The organism is Streptomyces sp. NBC_01241 (assembly GCF_041435435.1).
In the GTDB taxonomy this organism is placed as follows: Bacteria; Actinomycetota; Actinomycetes; order Streptomycetales; family Streptomycetaceae; genus Streptomyces.
In genome coordinates this window covers 4,491,789-4,508,765 of record NZ_CP108494.1, presented here as the reverse complement: position 1 = coordinate 4,508,765, position 16,977 = coordinate 4,491,789, and the positions used below count along the sequence as shown (strand labels likewise).

Sequence of the window (16,977 nt, the reverse complement as noted above, 5' to 3'; positions counted from 1 at the left end):
CTGCTGTACAGTCTGTCTTCGCAGCCAGCCGCAAGGCAGCCGCGAAAACCTGGTCCTGTGGAGCAGTTTGGAGTGCTCGCCACCCTGTCAAGGTGGAGGCCGCGGGTTCAAATCCCGTCAGGACCGCAATAACGAAAGCCCGGATCCTTCTGGATCCGGGCTTTCGCGCGTCTTGACTCCGACAACCGCCGGCGAGTACTCAGACAGCAGGCCCGCCCCTCTTCCCCCGCGCTCCTGCGCGCGGGGCGGCGGTCCGCCGGGAGGTGGGGGGTATGCCGGCGTCCGCCGGGCACGAGATCCGCGCGCTCCCGCGCGCCCGTCCGGCCGCCGCTTCCGGCTTCCATCACCTCGCTCGCCACCGTCCGGCCCACCATCGGCTTCTGCGGCTCGCCATGGGGCCTGTGACGGCCTCCCGGGCCGCTCTCCCGTCCAAGCCGCCGGACCGGCACGCCCGGCGCCAGGACGGGGCCTCAGGGGCCCGGAACCAAAGCCCCTCGACCGGGTGACCGAGCGCGGGGCAACCCGCTTCCCGAAGGCGGCGGGCTCGCACTTGGCAAGGCTCATGCAGTGTGACGGGAGTCACCGAATGAGTTTTAAGAAGGGGGGACTTTACGCCCGTCCTACAACTAGCGAATTTAATATGTGCAATTGCACTCCGAGGACGGAAGCGTCGCGGGACCTTCCGGACCGTCACATCCCGGCTTCCGCGGGGCAGCCGGGAACACTCCCGCACAGACCCGCGCAAGCTCGCGCGGCACCCCGCCCGGCTCCCGGCCGGAGCCAACCGGACGCCCGGTTTTCAACGGCGCCGGAGCCGCCCGGAACCCCGGAGGGCACGGACGGCGAGGGCCGCGGGACCGTCGGCGGCCCCGGGGACGATCACGGGGATCCCAGGACCGCGAGCGCACAAAAAAGATCGCGCTGGACCCGGCGGAGTCCAGCGCGATCGAATGACGCACCCAGGGCACAGGTATGGCGCCCGTTGGGGCGGGCGCCCGTCATTTGGAGCTATGGGTGGGCAGTGCGGGTTGGGGGACCCGAACTCCCAGTTGTGACGCGGCGACAGGGGTGTGTCAGGCCTCGCTGCGCTGCTGCGGAATACCCGCAAGCAGTGCGCGGACCTCTGCCTCGCGGTACCGGCGATGTCCACCGAGCGTGCGGATGGACGTGAGCTTGCCTGCCTTGGCCCAGCGTGTAACCGTCTTCGGGTCCACGCGGAACATCGTGGCAACCTCAGCCGGGGTCAGCAGCGGCTCGGCATCAGGGGTGCGAGCGGTCATGAGCGGCCTCCTCGGGAGAACCGAACCATCTCGGTTCTTTCCTCTAAATTCTGCACCTTGACCCACGTTGCCCGAAATGGCGGACGCGGGCCGAGTCGGTTATAGGACGAACGGCTTGTCCTCGGCACTACAACTACACCATCCGTCCAGCCACGTCGGCCAAACCGATGGAATTGCCCTCCCAGGTGTTCATCAGCGACGGAAGCCGATGGACCATGCCATAGCGGACAGTCACACCGCTGTGACGATCAGTCACAGAGCGATCAGGAGTCACCAGACCCCCCATAGCGTGCAATGCAGAGCGATCCGCCCATAGTTGGACGGATGGAGCCCTCCCCGGGCTCCTTGTCCTATTTTGGCACGAGGAGTAGGGAAGGGCGCAAGAGCCCCGTTAGTGCTATCCGTCACGCTTGAGGCAAAGGCCCGGTTCAGGACGTAGGTCCTACGACCACCGAGGTAGGCTCCCGCCCCTTCAGTCTCACGTGTCACACGGGGCACAGGTTCAGACGCGGACGAGACCCTGTCAGTTCGCGAATTGACGGTCTTTCACCGCTCGCCAGCGCTCCGCCAGCCGCCCGTACGCCTCACTCGCCCCTTCGGCGTCGCCGGCCCGCAGCGCTGCGATGCCCTCGGCCACGTCGGCCGCCGACCGGTCCCCGGCGAGCTGCTCCGCCGGTAGTGCGTGCACCAGACCGCCGTAGTCCAGTTCGACCAGTGCGCGCGGATGGAACTCCTCCAGCCAGCGCCCCACGTCCACGAGCCCCTCGGTCAGCGGACCCTCGTCCACGGTCTCGCGCAGCGTCTTCAGCGTCCTGGCCAGCCGGCGCCGGGCCTGGACCATCGGCGTCCGGTAACGCAGCACGGGCGGCTCACCGTCCTCGCCCGCCGCCGCGTACTCCCGCTCCTCGTCGGAGAAGAGCACGAACCAGCGCACCGGGACCTGCCACACCGAGGAGAGGATCCAGGGCCTGGCGTCCGGATTGCGCTCCGCCCACCGCTCGTGGTCCGCGACCGCCTGCCCGCGCACCACCGGCGGCAGCACCACGTCCAGCACCGGCCCCGGGAACATGTCCATCAGCTCGTCCAGCGCCAGCCAGCCGCGCAGCCTGGTCCGCCACGGACAGACGCACACCACACCGTCGGCCTCGGCGACGAACGCGTCCCCGCTCTCGTGCACCGGCACGACGACCGGCGGCGTGGCCACCAAGTCGGCCAGCGAGCGGCGCAGTTCGTCCTGAGCCGTGGGGATGTGCGAGCGCCCGGCATAGCGGGCCCAGTGGGCGCGTTCGGACTCCGGGAAGGCGGCCAGCGGCTCGTACACCCGGAGGTAGGACGCGTAAGGGACGAGCACCGAAGAGGCCACCGACATGCAGCAAATCGTGTCATGCCCGTACTCCGCCGGGGGGTGATCCTCGGCACTGGAACAGATCTACGTTCGCGTAGGACTTACGCTCGTGCCCAGTCGGACCGGCCGTGCCGGCCGGTCCGCGACCCTCCCCACCTTCAGGAGGGTCCTCCGCCGCTTCGTACTTGGGAGTCACCACAGTGACCGATGTGACCGACGGCATCCTGCACACCCTGTTCCACTCGGATCAGGGGGGGCACGAGCAGGTCGTGCTCTGCCAGGACCGTGCCAGCGGACTCAAGGCCGTCATCGCCATCCACTCCACCGCCCTGGGCCCGGCCCTCGGCGGTACCCGCTTCTACCCGTACGCCTCCGAGGAGGAGGCCGTCGCGGACGCGCTGAACCTGTCGCGCGGTATGTCGTACAAGAACGCCATGGCCGGCCTCGACCACGGCGGCGGCAAGGCCGTGATCATCGGCGACTCTGCGCAGATCGAGGGCGACCGACGAACGGAACTGCTGCTGGCCTACGGCCGGTGCGTGGCCTCGCTCGGCGGCCGCTACGTCACGGCCTGCGACGTCGGCACCTATGTCGCCGACATGGACGTCGTCGCCCGCGAGTGCCGCTGGACCACCGGCCGCTCCCCCGAGAACGGCGGCGCCGGCGACTCCTCGGTCCTCACCGCGTTCGGTGTCTTCCAGGGCATGCGGGCCTCCGCCCAGCACCTCTGGGGCGACCCGACTCTGCGTGGCCGAAAAGTGGCGGTCGCCGGAGTCGGCAAGGTCGGTCACCACCTGGTCGAGCATCTGCTCTCGGACGGTGCCGAGGTCGTGATCACGGATGTGCGGGACGAGTCCGTGCGCCGCGTCACCGGGCTGCACCCCGAGGTCGCCGTCGCCGCGGACACCGACGCGCTGATCCGTACCGAGGGCCTCGACATCTACGCCCCGTGCGCGCTCGGCGGCGCCCTGAACGACGGCTCCGTGCCGGTACTCACCGCCAAGGTGGTGTGCGGCGCGGCCAACAACCAGCTCGCGCACCCCGGCATCGAGAAGGACCTCGCGGACCGGTCGATCCTGTACGCACCCGACTACGTGGTGAACGCGGGCGGTGTCATCCAGGTCGCCGACGAGCTGCACGGCTTCGACTTCGACCGGTGCAAGGCCAAGGCGTCGAAGATCTTCGACACCACGCTGGCCATATTCGCACGTGCGAAGGAAGACGGCATTCCACCGGCGGCCGCAGCCGACCGGATCGCCGAGCAGCGCATGGCCGAAGCTCGCTGCACCGGTTCGTAACCGACGGTTGCGGAGCCTCACTCGGCGTCCTCGCCGGTCGGCGGCCCGTCCGCCCGCCGACCGGCGAGACAAGACTCACGTCGGTCGGCGGGTCGCACGCCGAGAAGAGGTTAAAATCGCAGTTGACCAGCGAGGACAGGGCTTCTCGCCGGTTCTCTTCCGGGGTGCGTGACGAGGGCGGCGTACCGTACGGCCGCGGAAGCAGGTACCGTTAAAGCCCTACGGGCACGGTCTCTCTACCGAGAGTCCGTCCTGAAACATGAACGCGTGTCAAGACTCTGGGGCCGTCGAGCCCCGTCACCGAGGGGGTCGAGCCATGGGGCGCGGCCGGGCAAAGGCCAAGCAGACCAAGGTCGCCCGCCAGCTGAAGTACAGCAGCGGCGGGACTGACCTGTCGCGTCTGGCCAATGAGCTGGGCGCATCGCCTTCGAGTCAACCACCGAACGCAGAGCCGTTCGAGGACGACGACGAGGAAGATGACCCGTACGCACAGTACGCGGATCTGTACAACGACGACGAGGACGAGGACGAGGACGACAAGTCCGGTCCGTCGTCCAAGCGCCGCGGCGCTTGACCTCGCGCTGACACATCAACCCGGTCCGGGCCCGTCCCGGACCGGGTTCTGTGCTACCCCGATCCGGTTCTTCCGTACTGCTCTGGTCCGCTTTGGTTATGGGCCGAGCTGGGTCCGGCGTATGCGGGCGTATGCCGTGCGGCAGGACCCGAGCCGTCCGACGAATGAGGGCTTGAAGGACATCTCTCGGATACCTCGCTCGGGTACGGAGCGTACGGAACGGCCACCGGGCGTCCCCGGTGGCCCCGTGACTATCGCGCGTATCCGCCCACCAGCTCCGCGCCCGCGGCGTGTGCACCGCGCTCCGTGATCTCGCCCGCGACCCAGGAGTCGACCCCACGGTCGGCCAGCGTCGTCAAGGCCACGTCCACGGACTCGGCCGGAACGATCGCGATCATGCCGACGCCCATGTTGAGCGTCTTCTCCAGCTCCAGCTGCTCGACCTGACCGGCCTTGCCGACCAGGTCGAAGACCGCGCCGGGCGTCCAGGTGGAACGGTCGACCCGGGCGTGCAGCCCGTCCGGGATGACCCGGGCCAGGTTGTTGGCCAGGCCGCCGCCGGTGACATGGCTGAAGCCGTGCACCTCGGTCGTACGGATCAGGGCCAGGCAGTCCAGCGAGTAGATCTTGGTGGGCTCCAGGAGCTCCTCGCCGAGCGTCCGGCCGAACTCCTCGACCTCGCGGTCCAGCGCCCAGCCGGCCCGGTCGAAGAACACGTGCCGGACGAGCGAGTACCCGTTGGAGTGAAGACCGGACGACGCCATGGCGATCACCGCGTCACCCTTACGGATACGTTCCGGGCCGAGCAGGTGGTCGGCCTCGACCACGCCCGTACCGGCGCCCGCGACATCGAAGTCGTCCGGCCCGAGGAGACCCGGGTGCTCGGCGGTCTCGCCGCCGACCAGGGCGCAGCCCGCGAGGACACAGCCTTCGGCGATGCCCCTCACGATGGCCGCGACACGCTCGGGGTGCACCTTGCCGACGCAGATGTAGTCCGTCATGAAGAGCGGCTCGGCCCCGCAGACGACCAGGTCGTCGACGACCATGCCGACGAGGTCGTGGCCGATCGTGTCGTACACGCCCATCTTCCGGGCGAGGTCGACCTTCGTGCCGACGCCGTCGGTGGCGGAGGCGAGCAGCGGACGCTCGTAACGCTTGAGTGCCGAGGCGTCGAAGAGTCCGGCGAAACCGCCCAGGCCACCGAGGACCTCGGGGCGGCGCGTCTTCTTCACCCACTCCTTCATCAGCTCGACAGCGCGGTCGCCGGCCTCGATGTCGACGCCCGCTGCAGCGTAGGAAGCACCTGTTGTCTCAGACATTGCCTGGGATCTTTCGTGTGGAAATACGGGGCTGGTGGCCAGGGGGGTACGGCTGGACCGTCACGGACGACGCAGTGCGTCGGACGCCGCGGTCGCCGCGGGGCCTGCCGCCAGCTCGGTCTCCAGCAGCTGCTTGCCGAGCAGCTCCGGGTCCGGCAGCTCCATCGGGTACTCACCGTCGAAGCAGGCCCGGCACAGGTTCGGCTTGGCGATCGTCGTCGCCTCGATCATCGCGTCGAGCGAGATGTACGCGAGCGAGTCGGCGCCCATCGACGTACAGATCTCGTCGACCGACATGCCGTTGGCGATCAGCTCGGCGCGGGTCGCGAAGTCGATGCCGAAGAAGCAGGGCCACTTCACCGGCGGGGACGAGATCCGGATGTGGATCTCGGCGGCCCCGGCCTCGCGGAGCATCCGGACCAGTGCGCGCTGGGTGTTGCCGCGGACGATCGAGTCGTCGACGACCACCAGGCGCTTGCCCTTGATGACTTCCTTGAGCGGGTTCAGCTTGAGGCGGATGCCCAGCTGGCGGATGGTCTGGGACGGCTGGATGAAGGTCCGGCCGACGTAGGCGTTCTTCACCAGGCCGGCGCCGAACGGGATGCCGCTGGCCTCCGCGTATCCGATGGCGGCGGGGGTGCCGGATTCCGGTGTCGCTATGACCAGATCGGCCTCGACGGGGGCCTCGGCGGCCAGCTTGCGGCCCATCTCCACCCGGGAGAGGTAGACGTTGCGCCCGGCGATGTCGGTGTCGGGGCGGGCCAGATAGACGTACTCGAAGACACATCCCTTGGGCTTCGCTTCCGCGAAGCGCGAGGTGCGCAGGCCGTTCTCGTCGATGGCGACGAGTTCGCCCGGCTCGATCTCGCGGACGAAGCTGGCACCGCAGATGTCGAGGGCGGCGGACTCGGAGGCCACCACCCAGCCACGCTCCAGCCGGCCGAGGACCAGCGGCCGGATGCCCTGCGGGTCACGGGCGGCGTAAAGGGTGTGCTCGTCCATGAAGACCAGCGAGAAGGCGCCCTTCACATCGGGAAGCACCTTGGCGGCGGCCTCCTCGATGGTGAGCGGCTTGCCGTCGTCATCGGTCTGGCCGGCGAGCAGCGCGGTCACCAGATCGGTGTCGTTCGTCGCGGCGACCTGGGTGGCGCGGCCGTCCTTGCGGGGAAGGTCGGCGACCATCTCGGCGAGCTGGGCCGTATTGACCAGGTTGCCGTTGTGACCCAGGGCGATCGAGCCGTGCGCGGTCGCACGGAACGTCGGCTGCGCGTTCTCCCACACCGAGGCACCGGTGGTGGAGTAGCGGGCATGACCGACCGCGATATGGCCCTGGAGAGATCCCAGAGACGTTTCGTCGAAGACTTGCGAGACCAGTCCCATGTCCTTGAAGACCAGGATCTGGGACCCATTGCTCACAGCAATACCCGCGGACTCCTGTCCACGGTGCTGCAGGGCATACAGTCCGAAATAGGTGAGCTTGGCGACCTCTTCACCCGGAGCCCAGACACCGAAGACGCCGCAAGCGTCCTGGGGGCCTTTCTCTCCGGGGAGCAGGTCGTGGTTGAGTCGTCCATCACCACGGGGCACGCCACCGAGTGTAGGCGAGATCGACCACTGGTCCGAATTCGGGATACCGGACCCGAGCGCCGGGGAAGCGCTCCCACGAGTGGCTCGGGGACCGTTCCGGACGGTCACTCGGAGTGATCGCTTCCGGGGTGTGGCGAGGTCCGGGACGGGACACGGCACGGGGTGCGGACCGGCCACAGGGCGGTCGGTGCCCGGACCAGCGGCCATATACCGATGGGTTCCGGCCACTCGGGGCGCGGCGGTCACCGGGGCCCGGCGGTGGCGCTCGGTGAACCGGTCGGCGCCCCGGCGCGGAGTCCGGCCGAACGTCCGTTTCGTGGTGAGCCTCACACCCGGGGGCCCGGTATGCGGCTTCTCGGAGGGCCGTGGACGGACGACCGTGCTCAGCCCATCAGGGGCAGCAGCATGGCGAGATCGGCGCGCTCGCCGCTGGCGCCGACCTTCGCCGCGTCGAGCGCCGACGTCCACTCCGTACGTCCGGTGGCGAGACGGATCCAGGTCAGCGGATCGGTCTCGACGACATTGGGCGGCGTACCCCGGGTGTGCTTGGGACCCTGGACGCACTGGACGACGGCGAACGGCGGTACGCGCACCTCGACCGAGCCGCCCGGTGCCTTCTCGGCGAGGGCGTCGGCGAGCAGCCGGGTGCAGGCGGCGAGGGCCTGCCGGTCGTACGGGATGCCGAGGCCGGCCGCCTCGTTCAGATCGTCGGTGTGCACGACGAGTTCGACGGTACGGGTGACCAGGAAGTCGGCCAGCCGCATCGTGCCGGCCGGGGTCGGCAGCAGCCGGTCACCGGGGTCGCCGGGCACCAGCTCCTCGAACCCCGCGGCGGTCTCCCCGTACAGCACGTCCAGATCCGGCCGGTCCGCGGCGAGCGCCCTGGTGCCGTCGGCGATGCGCTCGGCCCGGTCCGCGGTCGAGAACGGCCACGCGAGGAGCGTCAGCTCGGGCTTCGGCCCGGCGGGTTCGGGCAGCTCCAGGCTCCGGGTGACGCGCGAGAGCCCCATGGTCAGGTGTACGGCCAATTCGCGCACGGTCCAGTCGCCGAGCCGGGTCGGCAGCGCGAGCTGTTCGGGCGTCAGTGCGCGGACGGCCTCCCGGACATGGGCGAACTGAGCCAGGACCGCGGCGCGGGTCCTGACCGGGTCGTAGCGGCGGGCTCGTTTCTGGGAAGGCGGCATGGTCCGCGAGCCTAACGACCTCACCCGCGATAGAGAGCGGATCAGGTCGTACCGGACCTGTGGCCGGTCGGGGCCCGGACGGACACGCCCTGAGCCCGGCCCCGGAGCCCGGCGCGGCCCGCCGGGGGATCAGCGCCGGGTGGCGAAGTCGCCGAGTCCCTTGTCCAGCAGCTCGAAGCCGCGCTCGGCGAGCGCGACGGCATCCGGCGCGACCGCGTCCGCCGGCTCCCCCGCCAGCAGGCGCAGTTGGTTCGCGCCGATGAGGGAGTTGCGGGTGGCAATCAGCTGGGCGGCCGCGATCCGGGCGATGGACGGCTCCTCCCCCTCCTTCACCAGGACGTCGGCGAGCAGGTCGAAGGAGCGCATCGAGAAGGCGTGGGCCCGGATGAGCAGCGCCGGCGTCTCCTGGATCAGCCGGCGCAGCCCGAGCACCAACGGCGCGTCGCTCATTCCGGCCGAGGGGTCACGGGCCTCGACGGCGGCCAGGAACTGGCGCCGCACCGCGGCCACCGCGGACTCACCGGGTGCCCGGTCCCGGACCACCCGCGCGACATCGCCGACGTGCTCCTCCATGGGAGCGAGGACGAGGTCTTCCTTGCTCGCGAAGTAGTTGAAGACGGTCATCTTCGACACCTCGCCCGCTTCGGCGATCTCGGCGACCGAGACCTTGTCGAAGCCGCGCTCGGCGAAGAGCTTCGTGGCGACGGTCAGCAGACGGTGTCGCGTCCGGAGCTTCTTGCGCTCGCGCAGACTCATCCCCTCAGTCATGGCCTCACTGTACCAGGATGAAGATTGATCCCAGATCAATTCTTGACTCAATACATTTGCCTGGGGGGTGGTGGCCCGGGGCCGAACCCTCTCCGTACCGCCCGCATATCTCCCGTACCGCCGTAGGCACAGGACGGCCCCGCCCGGGAAAAATGAACCGGGCGGGGCCGTCCTCGTCAGGGACCGGTGTGTCAGGCCAGCAGAGCCGGAATGGTCGCCTCGTGCGCCGCGCGCAGCTCGCTCAGCGCAATGCTGAACTCGCCCTGGATCTCGATCTCCTCGCCGTCCACGACACCGATGCGGGTGACGGGCAGACCCCGCGCCCCGCACATGTCGTTGAAGCGAAGCTCCTCACTCCGCGGAACGGAGACGACCGCGCGCCCCGCCGACTCGGAGAAGAGGAAGGTGAACGCGTCCAGACCGTCCGGCACGACCAGCCGGGCACCCTTCCCGCCGCGCAGGCAGGACTCGGTGACCGCCTGGATCAGGCCGCCGTCGGAGAGGTCGTGCGCCGCGTCGATCATGCCGTCGCGGGAGGCCGAGATCAGGATCTCGCCGAGCAGCTTCTCGCGGCCCAGGTCGACCTTGGGCGGCATGCCGCCCAGGTGGCCGTGAACGACCTCGGACCAGGCCGAGCCGCCGAACTCCTCACGCGTGTCGCCCAGCAGGTAGAGGAGCTGGCCCTCTTCCGCGAAGGCGACCGGCGTACGCCGGGTGACATCGTCGATCACACCGAGCACGGCCACGACCGGGGTCGGGTGGATCGCCGTCTCACCGGTCTGGTTGTACAGCGACACATTGCCGCCGGTGACCGGGGTGCCCAGCTCCAGGCACCCGTCCGCCAGACCACGGGTGACCTCGGCGAACTGCCACATGACGTCCGGGTCCTCGGGCGAACCGAAGTTCAGGCAGTCCGAGATCGCGAGCGGCTTGGCGCCGGAGGCGGCGACATTGCGGTACGACTCCGCCAGCGCGAGCTGCGCACCGGTGTACGGGTCGAGCTTGGTGTACCGGCCGTTGCCGTCGGTCGCCATGGCCACGCCCAGGTTCGACTTCTCGTCGATCCGGACCATGCCGGCGTCCTCGGGCATCGCGAGCACGGTGTTGCCCTGCACGAACCGGTCGTACTGGTCCGTGATCCAGGACTTCGACGCCTGGTTCGGCGAGGCGACCAGCTGGAGGACCTGCTCACGCAGCTCGGCGCCGTTCGCCGGGCGGGCCAGCTTGCCCGCGTCGTCGGCCTGCAGCGCGTCCTGCCAGGACGGGCGGGCGAACGGGCGGTGGTACGTCGGGCCCTCGTGCGCGACGGACCGCGGCGGTACGTCCACGATCTGCTCGCCGTGCCAGAAGATCTCCAGCTGGGAGCCCTCGGTCACCTCACCGATGACGGTGGCGATGACGTCCCACTTCTCGCAGATCTCCAGGAAGCGCCCGACATGCTGCGGCTCGACGATCGCGCACATGCGCTCCTGCGACTCGCTCATGAGGATTTCCTCGGGCGAGAGGGAGGAGTCGCGCAGCGGCACGGTGTCCAGCTCGACGCGCATACCGCCGGAGCCCGCGGAGGCCAGCTCGGACGTGGCGCAGGACAGGCCCGCACCACCGAGGTCCTGGATGCCCGCGACGAGCTTCTCCTTGAAGATCTCCAGGGTGCACTCGATGAGGAGCTTCTCCTGGAACGGGTCGCCCACCTGGACGGCCGGACGCTTCGCGGGGCCGGTCGACTCGAAGGTCTCCGAGGCCAGCACCGAGACGCCGCCGATGCCGTCGCCGCCGGTGCGGGCGCCGTAAAGGATCACCTTGTTGCCGGGGCCGGAGGCCTTGGCCAGGTGGATGTCCTCGTGCTTCATCACGCCGATGCAGCCGGCGTTGACCAGCGGGTTGCCCTGGTAGCAGGCGTCGAAGACGACCTCGCCGCCGATGTTCGGCAGGCCCAGGCAGTTGCCGTAGCCACCGATGCCCGCGACGACGCCGGGCAGGACCCGCTTGGTGTCGGGGTGGTCGGCCGCGCCGAAGCGCAGCGGGTCGACGACCGCGACCGGGCGGGCACCCATGGCGAGGATGTCGCGGACGATGCCGCCGACGCCGGTCGCCGCGCCCTGGTAGGGCTCGATGTACGAGGGGTGGTTGTGCGACTCGACCTTGAAGGTGACCGCGTAACCCTGACCGACGTCGACCACACCGGCGTTCTCGCCGATGCCGACGAGCATCGCGTCGTTGGCGGGAACCTTCTCGCCGAACTGCTTGAGGTGGACCTTGCTGCTCTTGTACGAGCAGTGCTCGGACCACATCACGGAGTACATGGCGAGCTCGGCGCCGGTGGGACGGCGGCCCAGGATCTCGCGGATCCGGGCGTACTCGTCCTCCTTGAGGCCGAGCTCCTTCCAGGGCTGCGCGACGTCCGGGGTCTCGGCCGCGTGCTTGACCGTATCCAGGCTCATGCGTTGACCAGCTTCTTGATGATCGAGGTGAAGAAACCGAGACCGTCGGTGCGGCCGGTGCCGATCAGCGGCTCGACGGCGTGCTCCGGGTGCGGCATCAGACCGACGACGTTGCCCGCGGTGTTGGTGATGCCGGCAATGTCGCGCAGCGAGCCGTTGGGGTTCACGTCCAGGTAGCGGAAGGCGACCCGGCCCTCCGCCTCCAGCTCGTCGAGCACCCGCTCGTCGGCGACGTAACGCCCGTCCATGTTCTTGAGCGGTACGGAGATCTCCTGGCCCGCGGAGTAGTCCGCCGTCCAGGCCGTCTCCGCGTTCTCGACGCGCAGCTTCTGGTCGCGGCAGATGAAGTGCAGGTGGTTGTTCCGCAGCATCGCGCCGGGCAGCAGATGCGCCTCGGTCAGGATCTGGAAGCCGTTGCAGATGCCGAGGACCGGCATCCCCGCCCACGCGTTCTCAATGATCGTCTCCATGACCGGCGAGAAGCGGGAGATGGCTCCGGCCCGCAGATAGTCGCCGTAGGAGAAGCCGCCCGCCAGGATGACCGCGTCGACCTGGTGCAGGTCCTTGTCGCGGTGCCACAGCGATACGGGTTCGGCGCCCGCGACCCGTACGGCCCTCAGACTGTCCTTGTCGTCGAGCGTGCCGGGAAAGGTGACGACTCCGATACGAGCGGTCACTTCGGCTCCTCGGCCTTCTCCACCTTCACGGTGAAGTCCTCGATGACGGTGTTGGCGAGGAAAGTCTCGGCCATCTCGTGAATACGACCGAGGGCGGCGTCGTCGACCGGACCCTCGACCTCCAGCTCGAAACGCTTTCCCTGACGTACGTCCGCGATTCCCTCGAAGCCGAGACGGGGCAGTGCGCGCTGCACCGCCTGTCCCTGCGGGTCGAGGATCTCGGGCTTGAGCATGACGTCGACTACGACGCGTGCCACTGGCACTCCCGGTGGTGGTGTGATGCGGCTGTTTCTCCGGGGGGCTCCCCAGACCCCCGCAGGTCCCCCTCAGCCTACCTGGCCAGAATTTCTACGCGGGTAGATATGGAGAACCGTCGTTCACTCCCGGATATCGACGCGACAACACATGGGGAAAGTCCTGCAAAAAAATCCTCACCGGTGACACACATAGAAGACTGACACGCGGAGTTAATTGGATGGACTTCACAATGCGGCACCCACCGCTGTACAAATGATTGCCGGGGAATGCAGAATTGCCCTAATCGGTCGACGCCGGCCGACTCGCATCCCCCACATCCGCCCGACAGCCGGAAGGCCGGCATCAGCGCATGTCAGACGCGCCGATGCCGTAGGAAAGGACCGATATCCGTGGCTCAGCGCGTGGTGGTCACCCTCTTCGACGACATCGATGGGGGAGCAGCGACGGAAACGGTCACCTTCTCCCTGGACGGGAAGTCGTACGAGATCGACCTCAGCCAGTCCAACGCAAAGAAACTGCGCAAGATTCTGGCGCCGTACATCACGGCGGGCCGAAAGCAGACAAATGCCAGTAAGCACGGCAGGACTCCCGCCTCGTACCGGCACACCTCGCTCGCACCCGCTCCGGCGGCCGTGCGCGCCTGGGCCCGCTCGCACGGGATGGAGGTGCCGGCCCGCGGCCGGATCCCCAAGAAGGTCTACGAGGCGTTCAACGAAGCCAGTTGAGGCTGCGCCCCCGGGGCAGGCCGCTCGGCCAGTTCCCCGCGCGGGTCGCCATGACCAGGCACCGGGACGATCTTCGGGCGCTCCCGCGCACCCCTCGACGACACCGCGCGGCCACCGACTTGCGCTACACCCCCGCAGGTCGGCTAAAGTCTGGAGCACGCCGAGGGGCAAGGCCGCAAAGCCGAACCTCACGCAGCGTGCGGGTGTAGTTCAGTAGTAGAACATCCCCCTTCCAGGGGGAAGGCGCAGTGTGCAATTCCTGTCACCCGCTCTGCATCGCTCTTATCGACCACTCCGGTGAATCGGGTAGAGTAGTGCTCGCACCGCTCGAAAGATCCCCTTACGGGGAGTACAATCAGCGGCAGCAATGCGGACGTGGCTCAGTTGGTAGAGCATCACCTTGCCAAGGTGAGGGTCGCGAGTTCGAATCTCGTCGTCCGCTCTTGATCGGTTTGTTCGAAGGCCCTGGTCGATATCGACCAGGGCCTTCGTCGTATTCCCTGGTTCGCGGCTCGGCCTCATGCCCCATGACGTTTGTCATGAGCAGTGATGACAGCTCGCACTGCTCGCGGCGACGATCCGACGGAAATCTGTAGGCATGACGAGCGACGACATTCCCAGCGACCATGCGGGCGGCGCCGTGGCGGACATCACAGCCGGCTCCATGGCGCCGGATTCCGCGACCACTCCCTCCGTGGCCGATTCCATGGCCGCTTCCGTGATGGATTCCGTGATGGATTCCGTGATCGAGGCCTACGGGGTTCGGCGGCGCTATGCCGGTGGCTTCGAGGCCGTGGCCGGCGTCTCCTTCTCGGTGGCGCGCGGTGAACTCTTCGCCCTGCTCGGTACGAACGGCGCCGGAAAGACCTCCACCGTCGAACTGCTGGAAGGCCTGGCGCGGCCCGACGCCGGCACGGTGCGGGTGCTCGGACACGACCCGTACCGCGAGCGTGCCGCCGTCCGGCCCCGGATCGGGGTGATGCTCCAGGAGGGCGGCTTCCCGTCCGAGATGACCGTCACCGAGACCGTACGCATGTGGGCGGGGTGCACGAGTGGCGCGCGGCCGACCGGTGAGGCGCTGGACCTGGTCGGGCTCTCCCATCGGGCGCGCGTACGGGTCAAGCAGCTCTCCGGCGGCGAGCGGCGCCGCCTCGACCTCGCGCCGGCCCTGCTCGGCCGGCCCGAGGTGCTGTTCCTCGACGAGCCGACCACCGGACTCGACGCCGAAGGACGGCGCGACACCTGGGAGTTGGTACGGGAGCTGCGCGACGACGGCATCACCGTCCTGCTCACCACGCACTACCTGGAGGAGGCCGAGACGCTCGCCGACCGGCCGGCGATCATGCACCGGGGGCGGATCGTGACGGAGGGCACCACCGCCGAGGTGACGGCGGCCCGCCCCGCCCGCATCCGGTTCGAGCTGCCCGAAGGGGTCCCGGCGGCGCGGCTTCCGCTGTCGCTGCGGGCGGCCGCCGAGGGTCGCGGCGTCGAGATCCGTACCCACCACCTCCAGGAGTCGCTGGGTGAACTGCCACGAGCATCTGATCCGCGGCGCGCTGGCCGCGCTGCTCGCCCTGGAGGACGACCTCGTGGTGGTCGCGGAGGCGGCGACCGGCCCGGAGGCGCTGGCCATGGCGCGGGCCCTCCGCCCCGATGTGGCGGTCCTCGATCTGGAAATGCCGGGCGCCGACGGTGTGAGTGTCGCCACATCCCTGCGCGCCGAACTGCCCGGCTGCCGGACGGTGATCGTGACGAGTCACGGTCGGCCGGGCCATCTGAAACGGGCACTCGCGGCGGGCGTGCGGGCCTTCGTACCGAAGACCGTCAGCGCCCGGCAGCTGGCCGGGATCATCCGTACCGTTCATGCCGGAAACCGTTATGTGGAACCGGAGTTGGCGTCCGACGCGATCTCCGCCGGGGACTCGCCGCTGACCGCGCGCGAGGCGGAGGTGCTGGAGCTTGCGGCCGACGGGGCGCCGGTCGCGGAGATCGCGGAGCGGGCGTCGCTGTCGCAGGGAACCGTACGGAACTACCTCTCGGCGGCCGCCTCGAAGCTCGGGGCGGAGAACAGACACGCGGCGGTACGTCTCGCACGCGAGCGGGGATGGGTATAGTGGTTCTCGCGCTTCGGCGCTTGCGGACGTAGCTCAGTTGGTAGAGCGCAACCTTGCCAAGGTTGAGGTCGCCAGTTCGAACCTGGTCGTCCGCTCGGTTCAGCAAGAAGCCCCCGACCTTTCGGCCGGGGGCTTCTTCGTTCGCCGAGCCGCTGCTTCGTTTCCGAGCTGCTGCTTCTCCGGTTTCCGAGCCGCTTACGACCTCATCCGCTCTCTATCGCGGGTGAGGTCGTTACTGCCAGGGCGTGCCGGTGAGGTGTTCGTACGCCTCCAGATACTTCGCCCGGGTCGCGTCCACGATCTCCTGGGGCAGCGCCGGGGGCGGCTGCTCGCTCCGGCGGTCCCAGCCGGAGGCCGGTGAGATCAGCCAGTCGCGCACGAACTGCTTGTCGTAACTGGGCTGGGCCCTGCCCGGCTGCCAGGTGGCAGCGGGCCAGAAGCGCGAGGAGTCCGGGGTCAGCACCTCGTCCGCGATGATCAGCTCCTCGCCGCCGTCGGCGGTGAGGGCGAAACCGAACTCGAACTTGGTGTCGGCGAGGATGATCCCGCGCTCACGCGCGATGTCACGGGCCCTGCTGTACACGTCCAGCGTGGTGCCGCGCAGCCGGTCGGCGGTCTCCTCGCCGACCTGGCGGGCCACCTCCTCGTAGCTCACGTTCTCGTCGTGGTCTCCGACGGCCGCCTTGGTGGCGGGGGTGAAGATCGGCGCCGGGAGCTCGGAGCCGTCGACGAGGCCCTCGGGCAGCGCGAGGCCGCAGACGGTGCGGGACTCGTTGTACTCCGCGAGGCCCGAACCGGTGAGGTAGCCGCGGGCGACGCACTCGACCGGAACCATCCGCAGCGACTTGCAGATCAGGGTGCGGCCGGCCCAGTCCGCGGGGGCTCCGGCGGGGAGCTCCGTGGACAGGACGTGGTTCGGTACGAGATCGCTGAGCTGGTCGAACCACCACAGCGAGAGCCGGGTGAGCACCCGGCCCTTGTCCGGGATCTCGGTGGGCAGGACCCAGTCGTACGCGGACATGCGGTCGCTGGCGACCATGACGAGGTCACCGGCCTCGTTCCGGTACAGGTCGCGCACCTTGCCGGTGTGGAGGTGGGTGAGCCCCGGGACCTGCACTGGCTCGGGCTTTTCTACAAATCCGGACACGCTGCCTCCGCGTAGGTTGATCCAGGAGTGGTTCCGATTCTCCCGTATCGGGGTGCGGTGGGGTGGAGCGGGGCGTCCGTGGAGCGTCCGTGCCGCGTCCGTGACGCCGGGTGCGGTGCGTGCCACGGCCTCGGAGAGGTGCCGGGCGTGGGCCGAGGAGATGTTCCGGATCCGGATCGAGGAGCTGCGGAGATGTTCCGGGGCCGGATCGAGGAGCTGCGGAGATGTTCCGGGGCCGGGCCGAGGAGGCGTTCCGGGCA

Annotated in this window: 15 protein-coding genes, 4 tRNA genes and 1 pseudogene; 10 read left to right on the top strand and 10 right to left on the bottom strand. The window is 69.0% G+C overall.

What is annotated here, in order from left to right:
- The first annotated feature begins 51 nt into the window (after positions 1–51).
- Both OG306_RS20115 and OG306_RS20110 read left to right on the top strand, forming a co-directional pair.
- Positions 52–126: transfer RNA gene (locus OG306_RS20115), tRNA-Asp, on the top strand.
- A 146-nt stretch (positions 127–272) separates the two neighbouring features.
- Entirely contained in the window at positions 273–506 is a 234-nt protein-coding gene (locus OG306_RS20110) for a DUF6274 family protein (protein ID WP_266747481.1), read from the top strand.
- Between the two features lie 567 nt (positions 507–1,073).
- Here the strand turns inward: OG306_RS20110 and bldC are convergent.
- Positions 1,074–1,280 (bottom strand): developmental transcriptional regulator BldC, encoded by a 207-nt coding sequence (gene bldC, locus OG306_RS20105; RefSeq protein ID WP_003949541.1) that lies wholly within the window; start codon positions 1,278–1,280, stop codon positions 1,074–1,076.
- A gap of 523 nt (positions 1,281–1,803) precedes the next feature.
- The gene (locus tag OG306_RS20100) at positions 1,804–2,649 is read right to left on the bottom strand and encodes a hypothetical protein (RefSeq protein ID WP_266747480.1); all 846 of its coding nucleotides are present in this window, start codon (positions 2,647–2,649) and stop codon (positions 1,804–1,806) included.
- A gap of 176 nt (positions 2,650–2,825) precedes the next feature.
- Between OG306_RS20100 and OG306_RS20095 the strand changes: the two genes are divergently transcribed.
- Positions 2,826–3,923: a Leu/Phe/Val dehydrogenase gene (locus OG306_RS20095; protein WP_266906007.1), complete on the top strand. Its 1,098-nt coding sequence runs from the start codon at positions 2,826–2,828 to the stop codon at positions 3,921–3,923.
- Between the two features lie 316 nt (positions 3,924–4,239).
- The gene (locus tag OG306_RS20090; RefSeq protein ID WP_266747478.1) at positions 4,240–4,497 is read left to right on the top strand and encodes a DUF3073 domain-containing protein; all 258 of its coding nucleotides are present in this window, start codon (positions 4,240–4,242) and stop codon (positions 4,495–4,497) included.
- A 251-nt stretch (positions 4,498–4,748) separates the two neighbouring features.
- Here the strand turns inward: OG306_RS20090 and purM are convergent, their stop codons facing one another.
- From purM to purS, 7 genes are all read right to left on the bottom strand, one after another.
- The gene (gene purM, locus OG306_RS20085) at positions 4,749–5,816 is read right to left on the bottom strand and encodes a phosphoribosylformylglycinamidine cyclo-ligase (protein WP_266747477.1); all 1,068 of its coding nucleotides are present in this window, start codon (positions 5,814–5,816) and stop codon (positions 4,749–4,751) included.
- A gap of 60 nt (positions 5,817–5,876) precedes the next feature.
- Complete coding sequence (gene purF, locus OG306_RS20080; RefSeq protein ID WP_266747476.1) at positions 5,877–7,403, bottom strand: amidophosphoribosyltransferase; 1,527 nt, start codon at positions 7,401–7,403, stop codon at positions 5,877–5,879.
- A 383-nt stretch (positions 7,404–7,786) separates the two neighbouring features.
- The gene (locus OG306_RS20075; RefSeq protein WP_371665530.1) at positions 7,787–8,587 is read right to left on the bottom strand and encodes a maleylpyruvate isomerase family mycothiol-dependent enzyme; all 801 of its coding nucleotides are present in this window, start codon (positions 8,585–8,587) and stop codon (positions 7,787–7,789) included.
- A 129-nt stretch (positions 8,588–8,716) separates the two neighbouring features.
- Positions 8,717–9,355 carry a TetR/AcrR family transcriptional regulator gene (locus OG306_RS20070; protein ID WP_266747474.1) on the bottom strand — a complete coding sequence of 213 codons (639 nt, stop codon included), beginning with the start codon at positions 9,353–9,355 and terminating at the stop codon, positions 8,717–8,719.
- Positions 9,356–9,546: 191 nt separating this feature from the next.
- Entirely contained in the window at positions 9,547–11,796 is a 2,250-nt protein-coding gene (gene purL / locus OG306_RS20065; RefSeq protein ID WP_266747473.1) for a phosphoribosylformylglycinamidine synthase subunit PurL, read from the bottom strand.
- The gene (purQ, locus tag OG306_RS20060) at positions 11,793–12,473 is read right to left on the bottom strand and encodes a phosphoribosylformylglycinamidine synthase subunit PurQ (RefSeq protein WP_266747472.1); all 681 of its coding nucleotides are present in this window, start codon (positions 12,471–12,473) and stop codon (positions 11,793–11,795) included. The genes purL and purQ overlap by 4 nt, the downstream gene beginning before the upstream one ends.
- The gene (gene purS, locus OG306_RS20055; RefSeq protein WP_124720043.1) at positions 12,470–12,730 is read right to left on the bottom strand and encodes a phosphoribosylformylglycinamidine synthase subunit PurS; all 261 of its coding nucleotides are present in this window, start codon (positions 12,728–12,730) and stop codon (positions 12,470–12,472) included. The genes purQ and purS overlap by 4 nt, the downstream gene beginning before the upstream one ends.
- A gap of 390 nt (positions 12,731–13,120) precedes the next feature.
- Between purS and OG306_RS20050 the strand changes: the two genes are divergently transcribed.
- From OG306_RS20050 to OG306_RS20025, 6 genes and pseudogenes are all read left to right on the top strand, one after another.
- Positions 13,121–13,456, top strand: a complete 336-nt coding sequence (locus OG306_RS20050; protein ID WP_266747471.1) for a histone-like nucleoid-structuring protein Lsr2 — start codon at positions 13,121–13,123, stop codon at positions 13,454–13,456.
- Between the two features lie 199 nt (positions 13,457–13,655).
- Positions 13,656–13,727 (top strand) — tRNA-Gly (locus tag OG306_RS20045).
- A 98-nt stretch (positions 13,728–13,825) separates the two neighbouring features.
- Positions 13,826–13,898, top strand: a tRNA-Gly gene (locus tag OG306_RS20040).
- Between the two features lie 291 nt (positions 13,899–14,189).
- Positions 14,190–15,026 (top strand): annotated as a pseudogene (locus OG306_RS20035) (ABC transporter ATP-binding protein); the annotation flags it as partial.
- The gene (locus tag OG306_RS20030) at positions 14,980–15,570 is read left to right on the top strand and encodes a response regulator transcription factor (RefSeq protein WP_266747470.1); all 591 of its coding nucleotides are present in this window, start codon (positions 14,980–14,982) and stop codon (positions 15,568–15,570) included. The pseudogene OG306_RS20035 and the gene OG306_RS20030, both read left to right, overlap by 47 nt.
- Positions 15,571–15,592: 22 nt before the next feature.
- Positions 15,593–15,665: transfer RNA gene (locus OG306_RS20025), tRNA-Gly, on the top strand.
- 137 nt (positions 15,666–15,802) lie between these two features.
- On the opposite strand, the gene OG306_RS20020 is transcribed toward OG306_RS20025, so the two are convergent.
- Positions 15,803–16,717 (bottom strand): phosphoribosylaminoimidazolesuccinocarboxamide synthase, encoded by a 915-nt coding sequence (locus tag OG306_RS20020; protein ID WP_266747469.1) that lies wholly within the window; start codon positions 16,715–16,717, stop codon positions 15,803–15,805.
- Positions 16,718–16,977: the final 260 nt, after the last annotated feature.